This window comes from Kitasatospora sp. NPDC101447 (assembly GCF_044767225.1).
Classification (GTDB): Bacteria; Actinomycetota; Actinomycetes; order Streptomycetales; family Streptomycetaceae; genus Kitasatospora.
The window spans coordinates 371,428-394,382 of record NZ_JBIWNL010000002.1 but is presented as its reverse complement, the minus strand read 5'-3'; the positions used below and the strand labels follow the sequence as shown (position 1 = coordinate 394,382).

Annotated in this window: 16 protein-coding genes; 5 read left to right on the top strand and 11 right to left on the bottom strand. The window is 73.9% G+C overall.

Annotated features, from left to right (window positions below; translation table 11 throughout):
* Window positions 1-166: 166 nt before the first annotated feature.
* The 4 genes from ACIRST_RS04175 to ACIRST_RS04160 form a co-directional block, all read right to left on the bottom strand.
* The gene (locus tag ACIRST_RS04175; protein WP_350524019.1) at window positions 167-2,302 is read right to left on the bottom strand and encodes a SpoIIE family protein phosphatase; all 2,136 of its coding nucleotides are present in this window, start codon (window positions 2,300-2,302) and stop codon (window positions 167-169) included.
* 412 nt (window positions 2,303-2,714) lie between these two features.
* Entirely contained in the window at window positions 2,715-4,202 is a 1,488-nt protein-coding gene (locus ACIRST_RS04170) for a S8 family serine peptidase (protein ID WP_402799882.1), read from the bottom strand.
* Between the two features lie 71 nt (window positions 4,203-4,273).
* On the bottom strand, window positions 4,274-4,600 hold the full coding sequence (locus tag ACIRST_RS04165; RefSeq protein ID WP_402799879.1) for a hypothetical protein: 327 nt from the start codon (window positions 4,598-4,600) through the stop codon (window positions 4,274-4,276).
* A gap of 4 nt (window positions 4,601-4,604) precedes the next feature.
* Window positions 4,605-5,423 (bottom strand): DUF6424 family protein, encoded by an 819-nt coding sequence (locus ACIRST_RS04160; RefSeq protein ID WP_402799876.1) that lies wholly within the window; start codon window positions 5,421-5,423, stop codon window positions 4,605-4,607.
* 492 nt (window positions 5,424-5,915) lie between these two features.
* Between ACIRST_RS04160 and ACIRST_RS04155 the strand changes: the two genes are divergently transcribed.
* Window positions 5,916-7,676, top strand: a complete 1,761-nt coding sequence (locus ACIRST_RS04155; protein WP_402799873.1) for an alpha/beta hydrolase — start codon at window positions 5,916-5,918, stop codon at window positions 7,674-7,676.
* Window positions 7,677-7,693: 17 nt separating this feature from the next.
* On the top strand, window positions 7,694-8,239 hold the full coding sequence (locus tag ACIRST_RS04150) for a hypothetical protein (RefSeq protein WP_402799870.1): 546 nt from the start codon (window positions 7,694-7,696) through the stop codon (window positions 8,237-8,239).
* Window positions 8,240-8,552: 313 nt separating this feature from the next.
* Here ACIRST_RS04150 and ACIRST_RS04145 read toward each other — a convergent pair whose 3' ends face one another.
* From ACIRST_RS04145 to ACIRST_RS04125, 5 genes are read right to left on the bottom strand one after another with little or no spacing between them, the layout of a single operon-like run.
* Window positions 8,553-9,266, bottom strand: coding sequence for a type I-E CRISPR-associated protein Cas6/Cse3/CasE (locus ACIRST_RS04145; RefSeq protein WP_402799867.1), 714 nt, complete (start codon window positions 9,264-9,266; stop codon window positions 8,553-8,555).
* On the bottom strand, window positions 9,263-10,111 hold the full coding sequence (gene cas5e, locus ACIRST_RS04140) for a type I-E CRISPR-associated protein Cas5/CasD (RefSeq protein ID WP_350524012.1): 849 nt from the start codon (window positions 10,109-10,111) through the stop codon (window positions 9,263-9,265). The genes ACIRST_RS04145 and cas5e overlap by 4 nt, the downstream gene beginning before the upstream one ends.
* A complete protein-coding gene (locus ACIRST_RS04135; protein ID WP_402799863.1) occupies window positions 10,108-11,505 on the bottom strand; it encodes a type I-E CRISPR-associated protein Cas7/Cse4/CasC in 1,398 nt (465 codons plus the stop codon). The genes cas5e and ACIRST_RS04135 overlap by 4 nt, the downstream gene beginning before the upstream one ends.
* 38 nt (window positions 11,506-11,543) lie before the next feature.
* On the bottom strand, window positions 11,544-12,284 hold the full coding sequence (gene casB / locus ACIRST_RS04130; RefSeq protein WP_402799860.1) for a type I-E CRISPR-associated protein Cse2/CasB: 741 nt from the start codon (window positions 12,282-12,284) through the stop codon (window positions 11,544-11,546).
* Complete coding sequence (locus ACIRST_RS04125) at window positions 12,281-13,897, bottom strand: type I-E CRISPR-associated protein Cse1/CasA (RefSeq protein WP_402799857.1); 1,617 nt, start codon at window positions 13,895-13,897, stop codon at window positions 12,281-12,283. The genes casB and ACIRST_RS04125 overlap by 4 nt, the downstream gene beginning before the upstream one ends.
* Window positions 13,898-14,024: 127 nt before the next feature.
* Between ACIRST_RS04125 and cas3 the strand changes: the two genes are divergently transcribed.
* A complete protein-coding gene (gene cas3, locus ACIRST_RS04120) occupies window positions 14,025-17,084 on the top strand; it encodes a CRISPR-associated helicase Cas3' (RefSeq protein WP_402799854.1) in 3,060 nt (1,019 codons plus the stop codon).
* Window positions 17,085-17,232: 148 nt separating this feature from the next.
* Window positions 17,233-17,811, top strand: a complete 579-nt coding sequence (locus ACIRST_RS04115; protein ID WP_402799851.1) for a TetR family transcriptional regulator C-terminal domain-containing protein — start codon at window positions 17,233-17,235, stop codon at window positions 17,809-17,811.
* Between the two features lie 7 nt (window positions 17,812-17,818).
* On the opposite strand, the gene ACIRST_RS04110 is transcribed toward ACIRST_RS04115, so the two are convergent.
* Together ACIRST_RS04110 and ACIRST_RS04105 are read right to left on the bottom strand one after the other, a co-directional pair.
* On the bottom strand, window positions 17,819-19,072 hold the full coding sequence (locus tag ACIRST_RS04110) for an MFS transporter (RefSeq protein ID WP_402799848.1): 1,254 nt from the start codon (window positions 19,070-19,072) through the stop codon (window positions 17,819-17,821).
* Window positions 19,069-21,180 carry an FAD/NAD(P)-binding protein gene (locus ACIRST_RS04105; protein ID WP_402799845.1) on the bottom strand — a complete coding sequence of 704 codons (2,112 nt, stop codon included), beginning with the start codon at window positions 21,178-21,180 and terminating at the stop codon, window positions 19,069-19,071. Before ACIRST_RS04105 ends, ACIRST_RS04110 begins: the two co-directional genes overlap by 4 nt.
* Window positions 21,181-21,600: 420 nt before the next feature.
* Between ACIRST_RS04105 and ACIRST_RS04100 the strand changes: the two genes are divergently transcribed.
* The gene (locus ACIRST_RS04100) at window positions 21,601-22,950 is read left to right on the top strand and encodes a lysine 2,3-aminomutase (RefSeq protein WP_350524004.1); all 1,350 of its coding nucleotides are present in this window, start codon (window positions 21,601-21,603) and stop codon (window positions 22,948-22,950) included.
* Window positions 22,951-22,955 lie beyond the last annotated feature (5 nt).

Genomic DNA, 22,955 nt, shown 5'->3' with positions numbered 1-22,955 from the left:
ATGGCGATATCTCAGCCGGAGAGAAGCCCGGCTCGCCTCGCCGGCAACCCCAGACCGCCTGACGGCACACTCAAGCCGTCTGACGGCACGTCCGACGGTGAACCCGCACACGGGTCACGAGAGGACCCCCTGATCGGCCGTACCGGCGGCTGCTGCTGTCGGAGGGTCAAGCCGCCAGCGGGAACTCGCACCAGACGTTCTTGCCGCTGCCGAGCGGCTCCACGCCCCAGCTCCCGGTGAGGGCGTCCACCAGCAGCAGGCCGCGGCCGGAGGTGGCGGTCTCGCCGGGGGCGCGGCGGCGCGGCAGGACGCTGGAGCGGTCCCGGATCTCCAGCCGGATGCAGGGGGCGGTCCCGGCCCTCAGTTCTATGGTGAGCAGTGCGCCGCCGTCGGTGTGGACCAGGGCGTTGGTGATCAGTTCGTCCGCGGTGAGTTCGACGTCGGACAGCAGGTCGGTCGCACCCCACGCGGCCAGGGCCTGGCGGAGCATGGCCCGGGTCTCCGCCAGCCCCTCCGGGTCGGCCTGGTGGACGTGCTGGGTCATCTGCCGGGTGGCGTGGGCGCCGGGTACGGCTGCGCGGTGCAGCAGCAGGAGTGCCACGTCGTCGCTGCTGCCGAGGCGGCTCGGATGGCCGCCGCAGAGGTGGTCGGCGAGCGCCTCGGTGTCCCGCGGGCCGTCGCGCAGGGCGTCGGCGAGGGCTTCGATGCCGTCCGTGATGTCCCGGCCGGGGTGTTCGACCAGTCCGTCGGTGCACAGCAGCAGGGTGTCCGCGGGGTTGAGGTCGAGACGGGTCTCCGGGTAGCCGTCCTGGCCGAACACCGTGGCCACGCCCAGCGGCAGGCCGCCGCGGACGGCGGGCCGGCCGGTCGGGCCGGCGCTGTGCCGCACGAGTGGTTCGAGGTGGCCGGCCCGCACCAGGCGCAGCGTTCCGGTCTCCAGGTCGGCGTCGACGTAGATGCAGGTCGCGGACCGCTCGGTGTCGAGATCGGCAAGGAACCTGGACGCGCGGGCCATGACCGTGGCGGGGGTGTGCCCCTCCGTGGCGTAGGCCCGCAGGGCGATCCTCAACTGACCCATGATGGCGGCCGCGTGACTGTCGTGCCCCTCCACGTCGCCGACCACCAGGCCCACCCGCCGGCCCGGCAGGGGGATGACGTCGTACCAGTCCCCGCCCACCTCGCGTCCGCTGCGGCCGGCCCGGTAGCGGACGGCCACCTCACCGCCGTTGATCTCGGGGATGCGGCGCGGCAGCATGGTGGTCTGGAGCGTGGTCGCGAACTCGCGCTCCTGGTCGAAGAGCATGGCGCGTTGCAGGGACTGCGCGACCGCGCTGCTGAGCGCGATGCAGATGTTGCGGTCCTCGGTGCTGAACTGGTGCCTGTCCCGGTAGAAGAGGCCCAGCGCGCCGATGGAGCGGGCCTGGGCGGCCAACGGCAGGAAGGCCGCCGCCTCGATCCCCATCTCCTCGGCGTAGGGCAGCAGGCGGGGGTAGCGGGTGGTGAGTTCGTCCCTGGTGCCGAGGAACCGCGCGCGTCGGGTGAGCACGGCCTCGGACAGGGGCAGGCCGTCCCCCAGGTGGGTCAGCGACAGGTCGTCCCGGGCCCTGAGTTCCGCCGACGGCTGCTCGGTCGCGGCGACGACGCGCATGACGTCCCCGTCCACCAGCCCGAGGGCCAGCCCGTCCGCCCCGAAGCGCCGCAGGCCTTCGCTGTCGGTCAGCACGCTGGTCACGTCGTGGACGGTGACGGCGCGGGCGAGGGCGTCGGTGGTGGCGCGTACGGAGTCGGTCTGGCGGCGCCGGTCGGCGGCGAGCGTCCGCATCCCCTCGGCGTGGGCCAGCTCCTCCTCGGCATTGCGGACGATGCCGACGATGCGGTACGGGCGCGCCTGCGCGTCGCGCAGGATGCGCCCCTGGGTGTGGGCCCAGCGCAGCGTCCCGTCGCGGCAGACCAGGCGGAAGTAGGACGCGAAGGTCAGGTGGCCCTCCCGCAGCGCGAGCGACACGGCCTCGTCGAGCCGCTCGCTGTCCGTGGGCAGGACCCTCGCGGAGAGTGACGCGGGCTCCCCGTCGAACTCGTCGGCCCGCAGGTCGAACACGTCCAGGCCGACGTCGTCGAGGTGGTAGGTGCCCTTGTCGAGGTCCCAGTCGAAGCTGCCCATGCCGTTGAGCGCCAGCCGGTCGTTGGCCGCGGTCGGCTCGGTGTCGTCCCGGGGGGCCGAGGGCGAGGACGGGGCGCGGGCGGACACGGGGCGGACGGCCTCGGGGTGGTCGCCGCCCGGAGACCTGGACGTGTTCGCCATGGCAGGGCTCCCGTCCGATCGATGGCCCCGCTGCCGGATCGTCCGCGACCGGCTCGCCCCCTGCCACTGCGGTCACGGAGGGTGGCGCACGCGCGACCACGGGGCACATCGGGTGCTCCGTCGCCGGCGCCGGGTCCGTTCCTGGAACGCCTGGTCAGTCTATCCAGGGGGCGACGGCTCGGCATCGACGCAGGTGAGCGGTGGGACCGGCCCACGCGACCGTAGCCGACGCGGGGCGCGGGACGGGGGCGGGGGCGGGGCGGGGGCGGGGCGGGTCCGAAGGGCCGAGGCCCGCGCCGGGAGCTGCGCGGGCCTCTCCGTGCTCCGGAACCACTCGTGCACGTCAGGGCGGAAGCCGTCCTTCCCGGAAGCCGCCCTTCTCAGAAGTTGGCCTTCTCAGAAGCGACCCTTCTCAGAAGTTGGCCTTCGCGAACGCCAGGGCCGCGCTCACGTTGGCGAGTCCCGGCCCGGTGGCCTTGTCCGGGCCCGGACCGGCCGGATTGTTGAACCGGGGGTGGTTGTGGCCGGCGGTCACGTCGGTGGCGGTCTTCACGAGCGCCTCCGTCACCTGCTCGACCGTCATGTTCGGCCGGCCGTTCTGGCCGAGCAGGACGGCGGCGGCGCCGGCGATCTGCGGGGCGGCCGCCGAGGTGCCCGAGAAGAGCGCCCAGGCGTCGTCGACGGCCGTGCCGTCGGGGGTGTCCGGCATCTGCCCGTCACTCGCCTGGCTCTGCTCGACGTCGAGCTCGCAGCCCGGCTGCACGGGGAGCATCAGGTACTGGGCCCGCGGCAGCATCCCCACCAGCCCGCAGACCGTGGGGACGACCTCACCGGGGAACCAGGGGCTGGCGTACCCGCTCGCGTAGTCGGACGCCTGGATGCCGAGACCGCGGTCGACGAACACGCCGCCGGCCGCGATGACCCCGGGGACCTGCGGCTCGACCGAGAAGTGGCCGTTGCCGGCCGAGAACACCACCACGATGCCCTTCTCCACCGCGTCCTTGATCTCCAGGATCCAGACCCGGGACGCCGCGGGCGGCTGCGCGGACAACGGCGGGAAGTCGAGGTCGCCGCCCCAGGAGTTGGTGAGCACCTTCGGGTGCGCGGCCTTCGCCTTGAGGAAGCCGGCCACGGCGCTGGTCAGGTTGCCACTGGCGTCGCTGGCCCGGAAGAACTTCAACTTGGCACCGGGGGCCACGGCGAAGATGTTGGCCGACTCCCCCGTCCCGTGTCCGATCGGGTCCTTGGCGGGGCTGGTCCCCGGCACCACGGTGACGACGGGATCGACGTCGTAGCCCTGGAGGGTGAAGAAGGGGTGCCGGTAGTGCCCGGTGTCGACCATGGCGACGTCCACGCCCGCGCCCACCGCGCCCTGTCCGTGCGCAGCGGTGGCGCCGAGCAGCATGGCCACGTCGCCGGGGAGCCGCAGGTGGAACTTGGTCACGTTCGGTGGCTGCGGGCTCGGCGACAACCGGTAGCAGGAACGCGGCTGTTCGAGCACCACGGCCTCGATGTCGTCGGCGTCCGGCGCGGCCCCCACTCCCCGGGCCTCCGGCTGGCCCGGACCCTCCAGGTCGAGGTGCGTCACGTAGCGGCGACGCCCGATCGACACGTGCTGGAGGGCCTCGTACGAGGTGACCCGGCCGCCGGTCAACTGCTCGTAGGCCGCCGGCGATCCGTAGACCGTGAAGCCCAGCCGGCTCTCGGCGGTGACCGTGAGCCCGGCTTCCTCCGCCCGTTCCCTGGCCCGGGCGCGGATGGACTCACTGGACCGGAAGGGTGCGGCCGAGGTCAGGTCGACCGCCTCGGTCATCGGCGTCCCGCCCTCCGACCGCGCCGACACGTAGCCGAACACCAGGTCGGGAGGAAGTTGCCCGTTCTGCGTTGTCTTGGGAAGCATCATGTCTCCTCAGTGGATGAACCGGGCCTCGGCACCCGGGAGAACCGTCGTCGGTCGTCGGTCGTCAGTCGTCAGTCGTCGGTCGTCGGGGGAATGGGGGAATGGGGTTCGGGCACCGGCAGCACGGTGACGGACCGCACGGCCTCCCGGAGTTCGTCCGGGACGGGCAGCGCCTCCGCACCCGAGGAGTCGACCGGACCGTGCCCGAACGCCTCCCGGAACCGCGCCGCTGGGCCGGTGACCAGCGCACCGGCCGCCATCGGCAGGACCGAGATCCCGCGCCCGGCGCACCAGTCCCGCAGGGCGTCGAGCCGCGCCCCGCCGCCGGCCCGCAGCTCGACCACGGCCTCGACGGCGCCCGGTCCGGCGCCCGGTCCGCGGCCGTGTGCCGTTTCCATGGCTCTACGCGGCCGCCCGGGGCGACGCCGCCGCACCCGGGACCGCCGCACCCGGGGCCGGCCGGCCGTACTGCTGCGCGAAGGCCGTCAGGGCCATCGGATGGTCCGCTCCCAGCAGCAGCACGTCCCCGTTGGCGCGCGCCCGCTCCAGCTCGGGGTGCAGCGCGGACTCCTGCGCCGCGAAGAGCACTTGCACCCGCCCGTCACCGGAACCGCGCTTCGCCACCGGGGCCACCGCGACGGCCTGGCCGACCGCGTCGACGACCCACAACTCGAAGTCGTCCCGTTTGAAGAAGACGATCTCGGTCACCGGGCTCGGGTAGTGGTGCACGCCGCCGCCCTGCGGCAGCGCCGCGGAGTGCACCTCGTGGGGGAGCGGCACGCTGGCGTTGCAGATCGAGTCGGTCCACCGCTGCACCCCGGCGGCATCCGTGATCGGGGTGTCGAGCAGCTCCCTGATGCCGAGCTCCTCCACCGCCTCCGGACAGAGCGCGTACAGCCGCTTCGCGTTCTGCCGCAGCAGGTCGACCTTGGCGGGGTCGGCACAGAACTGCGCGGACCACTCGATCCCGACCAGGTTGCGGACCAGGTACCAGCCGTCGGAGTCCTTGAGCCACAGGCCGCCGCCGTGGTGGTCCTCCACCGGCTCGGCGCCGTAGAAGGGCCTGTCGAGCGTGTCGGTCAGCCGGTGCATCGCGGCCCGCGCGACCCGGTACTCCGCAGAGTCGGCACGCGGCGGGTGCCCGGGGATGTTGATCGTCCAGCCGAGGTCCTCGGACTCGGTGTGGGCCTTGGTCGGATCGCTGTTCGCTTCGGCAGTCATGGAAACCTCCCATGAGCTGAGGCTGTACACGTCGGGGCAAGATTTACATGCCACATTTACGTTGTATCTCCAGACTGCGCGCTGCGCCGTGACGGGTCAAGACCGTACGGGCACGTACCGGCAATGGCCGGGCACTGCGGCGGGCGTCAGCCACGATCACGAGGGGATCAGCCCCGCGACCCCGACGGATTTCTGTGTACGTTGTCAGCTTCCCCTGCCTACCCCGTGACCACCGAGTCCGATTTCGGAGACGACCGACCCACCAGGCGGACACGGTCGAGCAGGCGCCCTGCACATCGCCCCGAGTCGCGACGCTCCCCCGCGCGTCAGTCGATCGTCCTTCGTATCGAATCCGTTAGCATTCGACGTTGTTTTCGAACACACGGGCCGGCGGGTGGGCCGGCCCGAACGCATGGGGGGCATGCATGACAGATCCTGACGCCGGCTTGCAGTTCAAGATCGATCCGGCTGCGCCGGCGACGGAGTAGCCCGGTGGACATCAAGACGCTGTACGACGCCAACGTCATCAACATCACCATCGCGAAGAACGCGTTCGACGCGCTCTACTCGGCCTTCGGCCGGCACATCGAATCCTGGCAGCACGAGGTCGCCGACCGGCTGGCCAACTCGCACTGGACCGGCACCGCGTCCGACCACGCGCAGGCCCGGATCCGCTTCCTGGGCACCGAACTGCAGTCCGCACACACCGAGTTGGACCTCATCAGCAAGGCCCTCGCCGACGCTGCCGAGGGCATCGCGGCGGCCCAGGCCCACCTGATCAGCGCCCTCGACGACGCCAAGACCCACAAGCTGACCGTCGCCGCCGACGGCGGGATCACCTGGGACAACGACCCGAACTCCGCGAACTTCGCCGGCACCGACGCCGAGAGCCAGGCCAAGCAGATCCAAGCGCGGATCACCGCCGCACTCAACGAGGCCGACCACGCCGACCAGACCATCAGCGCGCGGCTCGGCCACCTGGCCACCAACGCGAGCAACGGCACCGGTCTGGACTCCGCCACCGTGCAGGCCGACACGGACGCCGCCAACGCGCTCCAGCAGGTCCCCGCCGCCGGCACCGACCCGAACAGCGTCAAGGCCTGGTGGAACGGCCTGACCGACGCTCAGCAGCAGCGGATGGTCCTCAACCACCCGGACCAGGTCGGCAACCTCGACGGCATCCCCGCCGCCGTCCGCCACCAAGCCAACCGGACCAACCTGGCGAACCTGATCCAGGACCGCAACACGCAACTCGCCAACCTCGGCCCCGAGCCGCCGAAGATGCTGAGCGTTGCCGAGACCAACGGCGGGCCGGTCGAGAACCCCGACTACACGGCGTGGAAGCGCAAACGCGACGCCCTGCGGACAAGCCTCGACGGCTTCCAGAGCATTCAGAAGCGGATCGACGGAAAGTTCGACGACGGTGGCGGGCCGAACTCCGACCCGCCGCTGCTGTTGCTGGGCATCGGAGATCAGGGGCAGGGCCGCGCGATCCTGTCCTGGGGTGACCCGGACAAGGCCCGGAACGTCTCGTCGCTCGTGCCCGGGCTGAACAGCACCCTGGCAGGCGCCGGAGCGGGCGACGCCTCCACGGCGAAGCGCATCTACCAGTCGGCCACGACCGCTGCGACGGCCAACGGTGACGTGCCCCCGAGCATCGCGTCCGTGTTCTGGTTGGGGTACGACGCCCCGCAGCTGGAGGGCACCGGCTCCTCGGTTCTCTTCCAGGACCGGGCGGAAGAGGGCGGGGCCGCGTACAACAAGTTCCTCACCGGACTCCGGGCCACCCACGAGGGGGCACCGGCACACATGACCGCGCAGGGGCACAGCTACGGCTCCCTGGTGGTCGGGAAAGCGACCCAGCAGCCCGGGGGCCTGCCCGTCGACGACATCGTCCTGGTCGGCAGCCCGGGTGTCGGGGTGGACAAGGCGACGCAGCTCGGGATCGGTGCGGATCACGTGTACGTCGGCACGGCCAAGTACGACCCCGTCGCAGCCGCACCCTCCCCCGGGATGCTCCTCGGCGGGTGGGCTGCGGTCGAGGCGTTCACGAACCCCGACGGGTCGTGGCACGGCACGGACCCGGCGAGCCAGAGCTTCGGCGGGCAGCGCTTCTCGGTGGCGGACGGGTCGGTGACCGACTCCCACGACAACTACTTCGGGAAGCACGCCAAGGGCGGCGACTCGCTCCCCAACATCGGGAAGATCGTGAGCGGCCACGGGAACACGATCACGCGGGAGGATCCGAGGTGAGGGCCGCGATATGGCGCGTGACCGTGCCAGGGGTACTGCTGGCGCTCCTGGTCGGCTGGTACGCCTGGCCGGAGCCCGAGGAACCCAAGGTGCCGGTCGAGCAGGCGCAGCACCGGATCGCGGCCGAACTCACCGATGTCGCGGGGGCCTTCCACCCGGGGCTCCAGTGGACCGAAGCAAGGTACTACAGCCTGGCCGACACCACTGGGTTCTGCGGTACCCAGGGATGCAAGAAGACCGGCCGAGCGGAACTGCTGGCCGAGCAATGGGGCCGGGTCCGGATCGGGCCGGGGAAGCAGAACGAGCAGCTCGACGAGGTACAGAGACTCTGGACCGCAAAGGGGTACACGGTTCGACGTGAGCAACGGCTGCTGGAGGTGAAGGATTCGCGGCAACACCTCCAGTTCCTGATGGGCGCGGCCGGCTGTGCCGAGCTGCATGTCTCCGTGGTCGATGTCGCCGACTCCACCGAGTCCGACGGATCAGGCGGATTCGCGCAGGGACCACCGGAGTCCAGCAAGGCGGAGTGCGCGACGGTCGACGACCCCTACTGGTCGCACTGACACCGCCGGGCCCGCCCGGCCCGACTTCCCCGGGCCGGGCGGGTACCGCGTCTCCGCCTCCGGCCCGGCATCAGCCGCGACGCTGTGTGCTCCCCGCATCCGCGGGGCGGACTCGACGAGCATGCCGCGGACGGCGTCCATCGTGGAGCCATCCCCGCATCTGCGGGGCCGACAACCGTGGGAGCACCGCAGGGCCGGCCACGGGCCGCGTCGAGCCGTACGCCGCACGGCACGGTCCCGGCGGTGGCCGGGCAGGGAGCATCGGTGTCGCATACTCCGGGGTCATCCTCGCGCGGGGCGGGGCAGGGTGATGCTACCCCTGCCCGTCGCGCACCAGAACCAGTCCGCAGCCGTACGCCCGGCCGGAGCCGAGGCCGTCGGTCAGGGTGCGGTGGAGGGCCTCGGGGTCGCACACCGTGAGGTGTCCCCGTACCTCGGCGCGGGTGATCTTCAGGCCGGCGTGGTGGCGGCTCGTCACCGGCGGCAGCATGCGGATCGCGAGCGAGCGCCGGTCGATCTCGGCTCCGATGAACCGCACACCGCTGTCCGGCGGCGTGCCCTGGTCCTCCACGGTCGGCTGCGACCGCTTCATCAGCCAGGTGCGGACCTGGTCCGGGCTGGTCGCCGGGAGCTTGCGGGAGCGCCCCGTCGCGGTCGGGCGGTCCGGGCGGGCGGTCAGGGCGCTCAGGACGGTGCGGAAGGTGAACCGGTCGCCCTTGCGCAGGGGTTGGTCGACGCTGATGGTCTCGATCCTGCGGGTGAGCGCGTCCCGGGGGACGAGCGACCAGTCCGGGGCGACCTTGGACTGGACGACCAGGAGCAGGGTGTCGGTCCTGAGGTCGACGGTCCACGTCGACAGGATGCCCATCTGTGCCCGGGGGTCCGGGTCGCCGTCCTCCACCCAGCCGCGGAAGCCGCTCATCACCAGGCGGTGCATGTCCTGGGCGTCGAGGAGGCTGCGGGCGGCGACGGGGTGCCGGGTGTCCAGGGCGATGATGCTGTGGCAGGTGATCAGTCGGGCCGTCACGGGATCAGGTCCTCCCAGCGGATGGTGGGTTCCGGGTCGGGCGTGAGGCGGGTGCGGGTCTCCCAGCGGGCCGCGTGCATGCGGTGTTCGGGGGCGAAGGTGACGGGCTGGTCGGTGGTCCGGCTCGCGCCGCGGGTGCCCGGCGGGACCTCGCGCCAGAGCCACGGCGTCCGCGTGGTGGCGTTGGGCAGCAGGGCGGTGGACGGCAGGACCGTCTCCAGCGTGCCCGGGTGCACCCCGCCGGCGATGGTGCCGGACGGCGGGCAGGACTTCCGCCCGAGCCAGAGCAGCCTCCTCGGCTGCTCCAGCGCGTCGGCGATCCGCTCCAGCAGGCCGCGGTCCGGGCTCTCGAAGGCCACGACGAAGGCGGCGTCCGCCAGGTACCAGCGGTGGGTCTGCATCGGGTCGCGGCGGAGGTTCCCGGCGGTGAGGGCACCGGTCCGCTCGTCCGGCGCGATCTCCTTCGGCGCGCCGTACCAGGCGGCGAGCGCGGTGCCGGCGGCCCGGCCGAAGCTCGGACCGCGCTCGTCGTCGAGGCGTGCGGCGGCGGCCTCGGCGCGCCGGTGGTCCGTGATCAGGTCGCGCGGCCGGAGCGGCATCGGTCCGCCGCCGACGACCTGGTAGTCGTGGACGGGTGTGCCGGGCCGGTCCGCGCGGACGCCGAACCGCAGGGCGGCGAGCCGGCCGATGTCGTCGGTGCGGTCGAGGCCGAGGGCGGCGGCGGCCATCCCGACGCACCCCGACTTGGTGGGGTGCAGCCGGGTGTCGCGCCGGTCGAAGTGCGAGCCGCTCCCCCAGGACTGGAGGGGCGCGGCGAGCCGTACGAGGAGGACGGACTCCGTCACCGGCGGGTCAGCTCCTCGACGGTGTCGACCTCGACGCCGGGCAGCCGGTCGTTCGCCGTCTCCTCGCCGAGCAGCCGCTCGACCGCGAGGTCGTAGGTGAGGAGACGGGCCGGGCTGATGTCGTCGCGCTTGCGCAGGACGAGGGCGTGCTGGGCGAGGAGGCGGCGGGTGGCCGCCAGGGAGGCCGGGCCGTCCGTCTCCTCGAAGACGGCGTTCTCGAACGCCAGGCCGTAGTTGAACGGGCGCTTGCCGTCGAAGGCCATCACGAGCTTCGGCAGGGAGCCGGTCGAGGCGGTGGTGTTGGTCTTGGCCCGCGGCTGGGAGTTGACGAAGGCGTCGACCACCTCCAGCTCGGCCGCGGCCGCCGCGGCCTCGATCCGCTCGGCCGTCATGCCCGCCGCCTTCAGGTTGGCGCGCAGCTTGTGGCGGTCCAGGACGGCGTGGCGGTAGAAGGTGCCGGAGATCAGCGACTGGTATCCGGTCATGCCGGCGCCTGAGTCCTCGGCGGCGTCCAGGTGGTCCAGGGCGTTGGCGCGCGAGCGGTTCCTGCGGTCGAGCTTGGCGTCGTCGGCGGCCGAGTAGAAGTCGTCGATGTGCTCGGCGGGTTGGACGGTGAAGGCGTGCGCGGTCTGGACGGCGCCGTCGACGTTGGGCGAGTCGGCGATCTCGGCGAGGAAGCGTCCGTAGAGGGCGATGTCGATCGCGTCACCGGGGGCCAGGGCGGTGAGGACGGCGGACCGCAGTTCCTTCGGCAGGCCGGGCAGCTTCTCGTCGGCGGTCTCGCCGCCGGTCTCCCTGGGTTCGTCGGCGGGCGCCCGCCCCTCCTTGCGGTCCTTGGCCTGGGCGCGGCGCTTGGCGGCGGCCTTCGCCTTCCGTTCCGCCGCGGCGTCCTGCGCCGCCAGGTAGGCGTCGGCCCATACGGCGACGTCCGCGCGGTGTTCGAGGAGCCGGTCGGCGAGGACCTTCCCGGCGTTCTCGGGGGCGAACAGCAGCACCTTGGTGAGGTCGGCGGTGTTGGGCTTGTCCCCGAACTTCAGCCCGATGCCGCTCAGGACGGCCTTGGCGGTGGCGAGTGCCGTCCCCGGCTCCCACCCTCCGGCCTCCAGCGCGGCGGCGGTGATCTTCGCCCACTCGCGGGTCCGCAGGCCCATCGTGTGACCGGCGAGGGGCCCGTCCCCGGTGTTGGCACGGTTGCGGGAGTAGGTGCGCTCCGCGCGTCGACGGGCCTGCGAGGTGATCATCGTACGGAGGTCGCCGCCGAGGCTGATCGCCTTGGGCATGCCGTTCTCGTCGCGCACCGGCAGCACAGCGACCATGGTCTCCAGGAGGTGCAGGGAGAGGTACTGCGGGGCGCTGGAGGGGGCCGCGGTGGAGCCGGGGGCCGCGCCGTCCACGGAAGCGGCCTCCGTGGGCATGGGCCTTGCAGGGCTGGTCACTTGCTGTCTCCGATCGGGTCGGCTTCGGTCCCGCGCGACCCGGGTACGAGGGTCCGGGTGTCCGGTGTGAAGGTCGGGGTGTAGAAGGAGCGAGCCCACCGGTACTGGACCGGCCGCCCCCGGCCGGACCATCCGGCGAGGTCCTCGGCGAGGACCGCCCAGGAGGGAGGGACGGTGTCGCAGGACCGGGCGCGCTCGATCACGTGCTGGAGGTGGCGCCACGGGACCCTGCGGGAGGCCACGACGCGGTCCAGCAGCCGTACCGCGCCCGGGTTGGCCGGGCCCCGGCCCTCTCCCGAGCCGATCCGCCGGAGCGCGGCCCCGATGTCGCCCGCGCCCGGGGACGGATCCAGCCGCCCGGCGTGGTAGCGGGCGAACAGGAAGGCGACGTGCTCGAAGACCGGCCTGGTCTCCTCGGAGGGCGCGAACTCCGCGGCGTCAAGGCGGGCCCGCGTCACGGCGGCCGGGCGGCGGAGGTCGGCCAACTGCCCGGTCTGCCGGGCGCGGACGAGGCCGCAGAGCCAGGAAGTGAGCTGTTTCCCCGGGGCCGGGTCCGCAGGGGCCGACTGCCGGACGGACGGCTCGGCGGGACCCTCCGTCCCGGCGGGCGGGCCTCCGGGCGGGCCTCCGGGCGGGCCTGCGGGTGGGCCTTCGGGCGGTGGCGCGGAGCCGGTCACGGAGCCGGTCACGGGGTCGGTCACGGAGTCGGTCACGGAGTCGGTCACGGAGTCGGTCACGCGGCGGTCTCCTTCAGCGGGTTCGGCGCGTCGGGGTGGTCCAGGACGTCCTGGAGGCGCTTCAGGGCCATCGTGTGCGCCTTCAGCTCGCGGCCGGCCAGGCGGAGGCTGTCGAGCCTGGCCTTCAGGGCGTCCGTGGCGAGCGCCCTGATCGCGGCCCCGAAGCGGTCCAGCGCGGGCCCGACCGGGTGGCCGTCGGCGACGGCGTCGAGCATGGCGTGGAACTCCGTGCCGGCCCCCGCCCACAGCTCGGGCTCGCCGTCGAAGCGGGCCGACTGGGCGGAGCGGTCGGTGGGTTTGGCGTTCGGGTAGACGTGCTCGCAGGCGGTCGCGGCGGCGGCGCGGAGTGCGGCCGCCGCGTACTCGGCGACCGCCGAGCCCTGCTCGGAGGCCTGCCGGAGGCCGGCCTCGCGGCCGGGGACGAACGGGAAGCGGTCGTCCACCCAGGCGATCGGGTTGCCCTTGTCGGCCAGCAGGCCGACCGCCCACAGCTCCGGGCGGGCGCTGCGCAGCATGGCGAGGCGCCCGTACAGGTCGTTGCCCTTGACGCGTTCGGCGACGGCGGCGTACAGCGCGTGCGACTCGCGCCACAGCTCCCGGGAGGCCTGCGGCTTGAGCGTCACCGGCTTGCCCGCCCGCAGGACCATGACCTCGTCCTGGCGGTAGACGTCGGGCAGTTCGACGAGCGTCTCCCCCGGGCCCACGAGGACCCGGTCGACTCCCGGCTCGCCGTTCGGCAGGGCCGCGGCGCGCAGGGCGACCGAGCGGCCGAGGACCGTGTGGAGGTCGGCGGGGCCGTCGGGACGGCGGACCTCGTGGGCGCCGGTGCGGTCGAACGACCGGCGGCAGGAACGGTCGCCCCAGGTCAGGTTGAAGGTACCCGGATCGTCACCGTCCCAGGGGGCGAGGTTGAGCCGCAGCGTGTCGCCGAGGGTGGGGCCGAGCGCGAGGACCCGGATGCGCGAACCCAGGCGGCAGGTGGAGAGGTTGGTGAACGGAGCGGGCAGGCCCATCTCCTTGGCGGGGATCCGGGCCCGGCGGCCCTGGCCGAAGGCGTGCTGGGTCAGCATGGCGCGCCAGGCGACATCGGCCGGGAGCGGCTCGGGGTGGTGGAGGTGGCGGTGGTCGAAGTGCTGGTTGTAGTCACCGGCGTGTTCGATCACCAGTTGGGCCGGCCCGACGCCGAACTCGTCCACGTGCCGCAGCAGGGCGGCGTTCTGGCCCAGCGGGCGCTCGGCGTCGAACAGGTCCCACACGCCCGGGTGGTCGGCGAGCCAGTCCGCGGCATCGGTGAGCGGCCGGCGCTCCTCCACCCAGGCCGACCACTCGCCGTGCGACTCCGGGTGGCACCCGGCGGCGTACAGCACGCCGAGCAGCCATTCGAGCAGTGCGACGGTCTCTCCCGGTGTGCTCCCGTACACGGTGGCGATCCGGTCGGCGTCCCGCAGCGCCCGGACGACGGAGACCTTGGCGAGCCCCGGCCGGGCCGACTCGCCCTCGTCCGCCGGGGTGGCCGGCGGCTGCTCTCCCCCGCCCGCGGGGCCCGGCCGGACCGGGCCGCCGTGGATTGTCAGTACCGGGATGCATGCTTGGTGGCGTGGATCCCATGGCATGTCCGCTCCTCCCCTCCGCGAGGTCGCACCGCACCGGCGAAGCGGCGCACGGGCGACGTCACCGGCCCCACATACTCCGTTGGGCCCGTCGTCGCGGCACGACACTAGCAGGCCCTGGAGGTGGGTCTTGACAGACCGTCAGTTTCCCAACACGCCCGCTCACCATACGATTTGGGGCAAGACCGACCGGCGGCGCCGATCCCGCGGCACCGGCGGTCCGGCGTGGAACCCGCTGACGGCACACGTCCTCGACACGGCCGCGTGCGCAGGGCAGCTGTGGGACCGCTACCTCACGCCCGGGGTGCGGCTGCGGCTCGCGGAGGCGTTCGGGGCCGGCGAGGAGGAGACCGCGCGCCGCACGGTGATGCTGCTGGCCGGCCTGCACGACCTGGGCAAGGCCTCCGGCTGCTTCCTGCGCTCCTTCGGCACGGGCCGATACGACGATCCGCTGCTCAGGGGCCGCGAGGCGGACGCCTGGCGGGCCCGGGCGGCCGCAGCCCGACTCCCGTACGACGCCCACCCCGACGGACAGGTCGACGCCCGGCACGAGCACATCACGGCGGCACACCTGCCGCGGATCCTCGGCTGCGGCTGCGAGCGCTGCGGAGGGGGCGGGGAGGAGTTCCCCGGCCTGCACGCCGTCGCCCTGCTGCTGGGCGGCCACCACGGCCACATCCCCGACGCGGACACCGTCGAGCGGGCCGCCGGTGCCGCCCCGACGCAGGCGTGGGAGCCCGTCCACCGCGGCCTCGTCACGGAGGCGGCCGGACTCGTCGGCGTCGACCTCACGGCGCTGCCGGCCCTCGTCAGGCCCGAACGCCCCTCCGTGCTACCGCTGTTCACCGGCCTCGTCATCCTGGCCGACTGGATCGCCTCCGACGAGGACCACTTCACCTACCGACGGCTCGACACCCCGGCGGCCGACTGGTGGGCGGCGTCCCTGCGCCAGGCCCGGGACGCGGTCTCCGCCGTGGCGCTCGACCGATGGCGTCCGCAACCCCGGGGCTGGGCCGAACTGTTCCCCGGCACCGCACCCCGGCCGTTCCAGCGCGCCGCCCTCGCCGCCCTGCCCGCCGACGGCCCGGCGCTGGTCGTCATCGAGTCCGGCACCGGCTCCGGCAAGACCCGGCTGGCGTTCGCCGTCGCCCACCACCTCGCCCGGACCTGCGGCCACCAGGGCCTGTTCATGGCCCTGCCGACCCGGGCCGCCACCAACCAGGCGGCGGGCGAGCTTGAGAAGTTCATCGGGCGCTCGACCGACGGCGCCACCACCGGCAACCTCGCCGTCGTCCACGCCGCCGCCGGGGCCACCGAGCTGGTCCACCGGCTGATCGACGCCTCGGCCACCCGGCAGCAGAACGCCCTGCGCTCGCTGTCCGACGCCGTCGCCGCGGCCTCGGACGACAGCGGCGAGCCCGGCGGGGGCGGTTCCGGCGGGGGCGGTTCCGGTGAGCCCGGCAGGCCCGGCGGCGGCAGATCGGGTGGCGGCACGCCCGGCGGCGGCGAGCCCGACCAGGTCGTCCTCAACCCCTGGTACCTGCGCAGTTGCCTCGGCCTGGTCTCGACGTTCGGGGTCGGCACCGTGGACCAGGTCGTCCTCACCCCGCAGCGCAACCGCTACTGGATGCTGCGCCTGCTCGGGCTCGCCGGAAAGACGGTCGTCATCGACGAGGCCCACGCGTACCAGCTCTTCCAGCAGGGCATGCTGGGCGCGGCGGTCGAATGGCTCGCGGACGCCGGGGCGTCGGTGGTGGTCCTCTCCGCGACGCTCCCCACGGCGGTGCGGGAGGCGCTCGTCCGCGCCTGGTGCACCGGGCACCGCACCGTCCTCCGCGATCCCGGGGGCGCCGGCCCCGTCACCGTCGTCGACCAGCGCGGCACCGTACGCCACGCCGGTGAGGACCACACCGTGACCGCCGGACCGTCCCGTCGCGTCGCTACGGACGTCCGCCTCCGGCCGCTGCCCGGACCGACCGGCCTCGCCACCCGGCTGCTGCGCGAGACCGCGGACGGAGGCGTCACCGCGGTGGTCCGCAACCGGGTCGCCTCCGCGGTCGAACTGCACCGCACCGCAAGCGATCTGGGACGGCGGAACGGGTGGCAGGCGGACGAGATCGTCCTGCTGCACGGCCGGCTGATGGGCCGCGACCGCCTCCCCCTCGAAACCCGGCTGGTCGACGCCCTCGGCCCCGGCCCGGACGGCGGCGGGCCCAACCCGAAACGCCCCCGCCGACTCCTCGTCATCGCCACCCAGATCATCGAACAGTCCCTCGACGTCGACTTCGACCGGCTCCTCACCGACCTCGCCCCGATCGACCTGCTCATCCAGCGCGCCGGACGCCTCCACCGGCACCGCGACACCGCCCGGCCCCCCTGGTTCCGCGAGCCCGCCCTCACCGTGCTGTGGCAGCCCGACGATGCCGGGCTGCCCGTCGTCGACCCGCCGGACCCGGCCGGCGGGAGGCCGTACGGAAACCCCGACGGCACCGTCTACGCGCCGTACACGCTGGCCGCGACCTGGCACGCGCTCGACCGGCGGGGCGGCGGGGCGGGCCGGTTCGCCCTGGACGCCCGCGAGCACGGCGACCTCGTCCAGGAGGTCTACGGCCCCGCCGACCACGGCCCCGCCGACCCGCGACCCGGCGCGCTCGGACGGCTCCTCACCCGCACCGGGGAGCACTGGCGGGCCGCGCTCGACGACGAGTACGGCGAGACGACCGCCCGCCCGCTCCGCCCGTACGGCCGGCGGGGCCGGACCCCCGCCACCGCCCCCGACCTCGCGTCGGGCAGGGCCCACGGCGGCGGCCGGGACATCGGCGCCCCGGGCATCGCCGCCCTCTCCCGTCTCGGCACACCGTCGATCGACTTCCTCGCCCTCTACCGACAGCCCGACGGGGCGCTCACCTACGACCGGGCCGGCACGCTGTTCGCGGACACCCGCTACCACCCGGGCGACAGCGGCGAGCGCCGGAGGCAGCAGCAGGACTTCCTCCTCAACACCCTGTCCATCCCGGTGACCTGGGTGTCGGAGCGCCACGGCGTCCCGCGCCCCAGCACCTGGCCCACACCACCCGACCGCCCCGCCCTGCGCCACCGCTTCACCGCCCTCCTCGACCCCGCGACCGGCCGGTGCACCAGCGGGCCGCACGGCATCACCTACACCCCGGAGGAGGGCCTCCGCCGGTAGCCGGGGACGGGCACCGGGACGGGGCGGGGTCGGCGGCAGGTCGGGGCGGGAACGGCGACGGCGACGGGCGGGACGGGCGATGCCGCAGGATCGGCGTGCCGTCCCTCGTCGGCGGACGACTGTAACGAGTGGTAGGTACACTCGGCGCATGAGCAAGAAAGAGGCGCTGACCCGGGCTGCGGCGGAGCTGTTGTGGGAGCGCGGGTACACCGGCACCAGCCCGGCCAAGGTCCTGGAGCGGGCGCACGCGGGGCAGGGCAGCATGTACCACCACTTCTCCGGCAAGGCGGAGCTGGCGGTGGAGGCCATGACGCAGATGAGCGAGGAGCTCCGGGCCCGGGCCGAGGGGGCGCTGGGCGGCGAAGGCGGGGCCGTCGCCCGCATCGACGCGTTCCTCGATCTGGAGCGTGACCCGCTGGCGGGCTGCCGGCTGGGGCGTCTGACCCAGGACTACGACGTCGTGACGGACGATCGGCTGCGCGCGCCGCTGGCCGAGTTCTTCGACTGGCTCGACGAGCGGCTGACGGCGGTCCTCGCCGAGGGGGTGCGCACGGGGGAACTGCGGCCCGGCACCGATCCCGTGGCGATCGCCGCACTGATCATGGCGACGGTGCAGGGCGGGTACGTCCTGGCACGGGCCTGGCAGCAGCCCGAGGCGTTCCAGCGGGCGGTCGAGGGGGTCCGACGGGTCCTGGCCGACCTCCGGGTCCACCCCGGCCAGGACTGACCCCGAGTCAGGTCTGCCCGGGCGGCGGCGGGACGGCGTGCGGCTGCCGCGGTGCCCGACCGGCCACCGCGGCGGCGAGGACACAGACCGCGCCGGCGGCGGCCGCCGCCGCCAGGGCCCACCAGAGGGCGTCCGGGCGCAGGCCGAACAGCACACCGCACAGCAGCGGCCCGGCCGCGGCCCCGAGCGAGACTCCCATCTGGCTGCAGGCCGTGGCCCGTTGCTCCCGTCCGGGGTACGGCAGACCGATGACGTAGTGCAGCAGGCCCGCCCAGCCCCAGCCGCCGCCGTACGCGAGCAGGGCGCCGAGGACGGTCGGCGCCGTCCCCCGGTGGGTCAGCAGCACGGCCCCCACCGCCCCGGTCGCGAACAGGCCGACGAGGGCCGGCCAGGCGAGCCGGGGCAGGCGGCCGACCAGCCAGCCCGCGGCGAGCCGGACGGCGATGTTCAGTGCGGCGCCGGCGGTCGCCACCGCTCCGGCGACCGACAGCGAGGCGCCCCGGGTGGTCAGTGCCAGCACCAGGAAGCCGCCCAGCCCGTTGCCGACCATCGCGCCGAAGAATCCGGCGCAGCTGAGGGCGATCAGGTGGACGTCGGCCGGCAGCGGCGCACCGCCGCCCGCGGCCGCCGGTCGCCGCCCGTCCGCGGCACTGCGCCGTACCACCAGAGCGGCGCCGAGGCCGCACGGGACCGCGGTGGCGGCGAGGACGCCGCGCCAGCCGACCGGGTCGGCGAGCAGCGGCATCGCCGCGCTGGCGAGCAGGGTCGCCGCCGGCACCGCGGCCTGCTTGAGGCCGAACGCGAAGGCCCGCAGCCGGGGGGCGCACCGGCGCATCAGGAGGGCGTTGGTGTGCGGCTGGGTGTACCCGTAGGCGAAGCCGCCGAGCGCCGAGCTGATCCAGAGGCCGGCGACCGGTGCGCCGGCCGCGCAGAGCAGCCCGACGCAGGTGGCGCCGAGGGCGACCGCCAGGGTCCGTTCCACTCCGGCGGGGAGTTCGGAGCGCCTGCTGACGAAGGCACCCGTCAGGGAGGCCAGCCAGTAGACGGCGAGGACGGCGCCGGTCCGCGTCGTGCTCCAGCCCAGCTCCGCGCAGATCAGGCCGTTCGCGGCGCCGGGGAGGAAGACCGGCAGCGAGGTGAGGACGGTGACCGCCGCCACCCCCAGGGCCGTGGACAGTCCCGACGCGCCGGGGCCCGCCGGGTCGGGCCGTGCGGGCCGTGCGGGCCGTGCAGCCCGTACGGTCCGGACGAGGGTGCTCACCGGGCCAACGCCTCCATCCGGTCGGCGCGGTGGCGTGCGGCGCTGTCCAGCAGGGCCCGGGCGACCGCGTCCGCGTCCCCGAGCGTCACGGAGTCGACGCCGGGCCGGACCCCGGCGGCGGTGGCCCAGTGCACCCCCTCGGTGGGGACGCCGAGGGCGTACCGCCGCGGGTGCACGCGGCCGCGCGCGTCCACGAGGCGGCTCGGCCGCTCGGTCACCGCGAGCGCCCCGGTCTCGTGGTGGCCGCCGTCCGGGTCGGGGATCCGGTACGGCGCCGCCTGGCCGGTCTCCAGGAGCCCCCGCAGCAGCCGGTCCGCGGTGGTGCGCACGTCCGGGTCCTGGATGCGCGCCTCGATGAGGGTGGTGACCGCGATCGCCGGCCCCGGCACCGTGGCCGAGGAGACCAGGAACCCGTCGTGGCGCGGTGCCGGCGCCACCCGCATCCCGGGGCCCAGCGGGGTCACCACGCCGGCGCGGACCAGCGCGGCCAGCTCCGCGATCCGGCGCCCGGGCGGGCCGATCGACAGGCCGGCGTTGAACGGCGAGAACCAGCCGGTCAGTTCCTCCCGGTAGGAGCGGCCGGTGATCCCGGCGTGGTCGACGACCTGGCGGATCTCGTTGCGCAGGTCGCGCAGCGCGTCGAGGGCCGCCTTGACCGGGTCGTCGACGTTGCCGCCCCGGGCCGCGGCGGCGTCGCGGTCCAGGTGCTCGGCCAGCCACCGGCCGAACTCCCGCCGCCCACGCAGCGCCTGTTCGTCGTACGGGGTCTCGACCAGCCGCCAGTTCCACTGCGTGTCGGCGGTGATGCCGTGCCGCCGCAGCAGCGGCTCCGGCAGCGGCAGGTGCGCCGGCGAGTACAGGCAGGCCCGCAGGAAGCCGTTCACCGCCTCGGCCGGGGCGTCGCGGCCGCTCAGCAGCGTCCGGTAGTAGACGATCTCGACCTCGCGCGCGATCAGCGGCCAGACGTCCCGGCGGAACCGCACGTCGCCGCGGGCGGCGGCGCGCTCGCGCAGCGCGCGGATGGTCGGCCCGGTGAGCAGCAGCGGTCGGTGCCGTTCGCCCAGCTCCTTCTGGTTCTCGCCGCGCGCCCGGTACGGGAGGCCGCGGCGGGAGCCCGCGTAGAGCCGCGGTTCCCGGCCGGACGGGCGGTAGTCGAGGCGCCCGTCGGCGCGCTGCTCGAACACGCCGCCGCGCCCCTGGGTGAGCAGGGTCAGGTAGTCGAAGAAGGCGAGCCCGAGGCCGCGCACGGCCACCGGTTCGCCCGGGGCCATCGCCTCGGTGTCGACCTCCGCCGGGTTGCCCGGCGGCAGGTGTCGGCCGCCGGCCGGGGTCGGAGCCGGGGCCGGGGTGGCGTGGGTCGTTGCCGGGCCGATCGTTGCAGGGCCGGTCGCTGCGGGGGCTGCAGGACCGCGGCCGGTCGCTGCGGAGGCTGCGGGGGTGCGGCCGGGGGCGGTGGGCAGATGACCCTGGGCGAGGACGACGGCGTCGAGCAGGATCCGGTCGCCGCCGGCGAGGCGCAACAGCTGCTGCTCGCCGAAGTCCTCCAGTGCGACGGCGCTGTCCCGGTGGACGCGCACCGTCACGTGCGGCGGCGCGGTCCGCACCGCGCGGCGGAAGGCCCAGCGCAGGTAGTGGCCGTAGAAGGGCCGGGTGGGGTACGAGTTCGGGCCCAACGCGCCCGCCTCGCGGAGGATGTCGTCCGGGTACGCGTCGTCCCGGCCGCAGTCGTCCCGGCCGCAGTCGGCCGGGCCGCAGTCGGCCGGGCCGAAGTCGTCCCCGCCGCAGTCGGCGTGCCCGTCGGCCCCACCGAGGTCGTCCGGTCTGGGGGCGTCCGGTCTCGCCCCGGCGAGCGCCCGCGCCCACTCGTACAGGTTGGGGCCGGGCACCACCGGTCCCGCGCAGACCACGCTCGCATCGGTGAACACGGTGATCTGCTCCGCGACCGTGTTCATCAGCAGCTGCGGGGACTGGTCCGTCCGCCAGACCCGGCCCGCCCCGGGCGGGGTCGGGTCGATCGCGTGCACCGTCACCGGGCCGCAGTCGGGGTCGGCCGCCGCATTGGCGCACAGGCGCTCCAGCAGAATGAGTCCGCGGGGGCCCACCCCCACGATTCCGACACTGAATCGATTCCTCAAAGCCCGTCCCCGGTGTCTGGCGCCGCCCGATCGTTCGCTCACGCCGATCCTAGTCAGCACGCCCCGCCATTCATGCGGCCCGCGCATCATTCATGCACCGGCGCCATGGAACGCCATTCATGCACCCGGCGAATGGATGGTCGGGGCGATCTATTTCCCATCCCCCCGGCCCCCCGGTTAGCTTTTCGGCACGGCGTGCGGCGGCCGTCCGGGGCCGACCCCGTCCGACCGGTGCGACGGGCACGACCAGCGGACTTCCCGCACACCGGGCGTTCCCGGCCGGCCCGATCCGACGGCCGGACCGCGGGCCCCGGAAACCGGCACACCGCCCGATTCCGCCGCCGCGCGACACTCACAGCCTCCCGTTTCCGTCATTCGAGCGGAGAAATACACATGGCCGACCTCAGCCCTGCCAAGTACAAGCCGTACAACCGGTCGTCGATAACGCGGTCGCCGCAATGGGAGCGGATTCCGCAGGACCTCCGCGAAGCCGTCGAGGTGGTGGCCCACGTCCTGCCGTTCCGGACGAACCAGTACGTACTCGACGAACTCATCAACTGGGACAAAATTCCCGACGACCCGATATTCCGGCTCAACTTCCCGCACCGCACGATGCTGGAACCCGACGACTACACCGCACTGCGCGACCTGATCCGCTCGGGTGACAAGCAGCAGCTGGCCAAGCAGATCTTCGAGGTCCGCACCCGGATGAACCCGCACCCGGCCGGCCAGCTGAGCCACAACGTGCCGGAGCTGGACGGCCAGGTCGTCCCCGGGATCCAGCACAAGTACGACCAGACCGTGCTGTTCTTCCCGAGCGCCGGCCAGACCTGCCACGCCTACTGCACGTTCTGCTTCCGCTGGCCCCAGTTCGTCGGCGAGGAGGACCTGCACTTCGCGGCCCGCGACGCCGAGGGCCTGGCCGCCTACCTCAGGCGGCACCCCGAGGTCACGGACGTGCTGATCACCGGCGGCGACCCCATGATCATGCGGACCGGAGCGCTGGAGCGGTACCTCGAACCGCTGCTGGCGCCCGATCTGGCGCACATCCAGAACATCCGGATCGGCACCAAGGCCGTCGGCTACTGGCCGCAGCGCTTCGTCAGCGACGTGGACGCGGACGACCTGCTGCGCCTGTTCGAGCGCATCGTCGGCGCCGGCAAGCACCTCGCCCTGATGGCCCACTACAACCACCCGGCCGAGCTGCGCCCCGCCATCGCCCAGCAGGCGCTGCGGCGCATCACCGGCACCGGCGCGGTCGTCCGGATGCAGTCCCCCGTGCTGCGGCACATCAACGACGACCCGGCGGCCTGGCAGGAGCTGTGGACCCTGGGGGTCAAGCTCGGCGCCGTGCCGTACTACATGTTCGTCGAGCGCGACACGGGTGCCCGGTCCTACTTCGAACTGCCGCTGGCCGAGGCGTACGACATCTTCCGGACCGCCTACAGCTCGGTCTCCGGGCTGTCCCGCACCGTGCGCGGCCCGTCGATGAGCGCCTTCCCCGGCAAGGTGCTCATCGACGGCACGCCGACGATCCGCGGCGAGAAGGTGTTCGCGCTTCAGTTCCTGCAGGCGCGTCAGGACGGCGTCGTCCGCCGCCCCTTCTACGCGAAGTTCGACCCCGCCGCGACCTGGTTCGACCAGCTCGTCCCGGCCTTCGGGGAGCGCTCGTTCTTCTTCGAGGAGGAGCCCGCCGGGGACCGCCCCGGGATCGGCCGACCGCTCGACCTGGTGGGGGTGTGACCCGG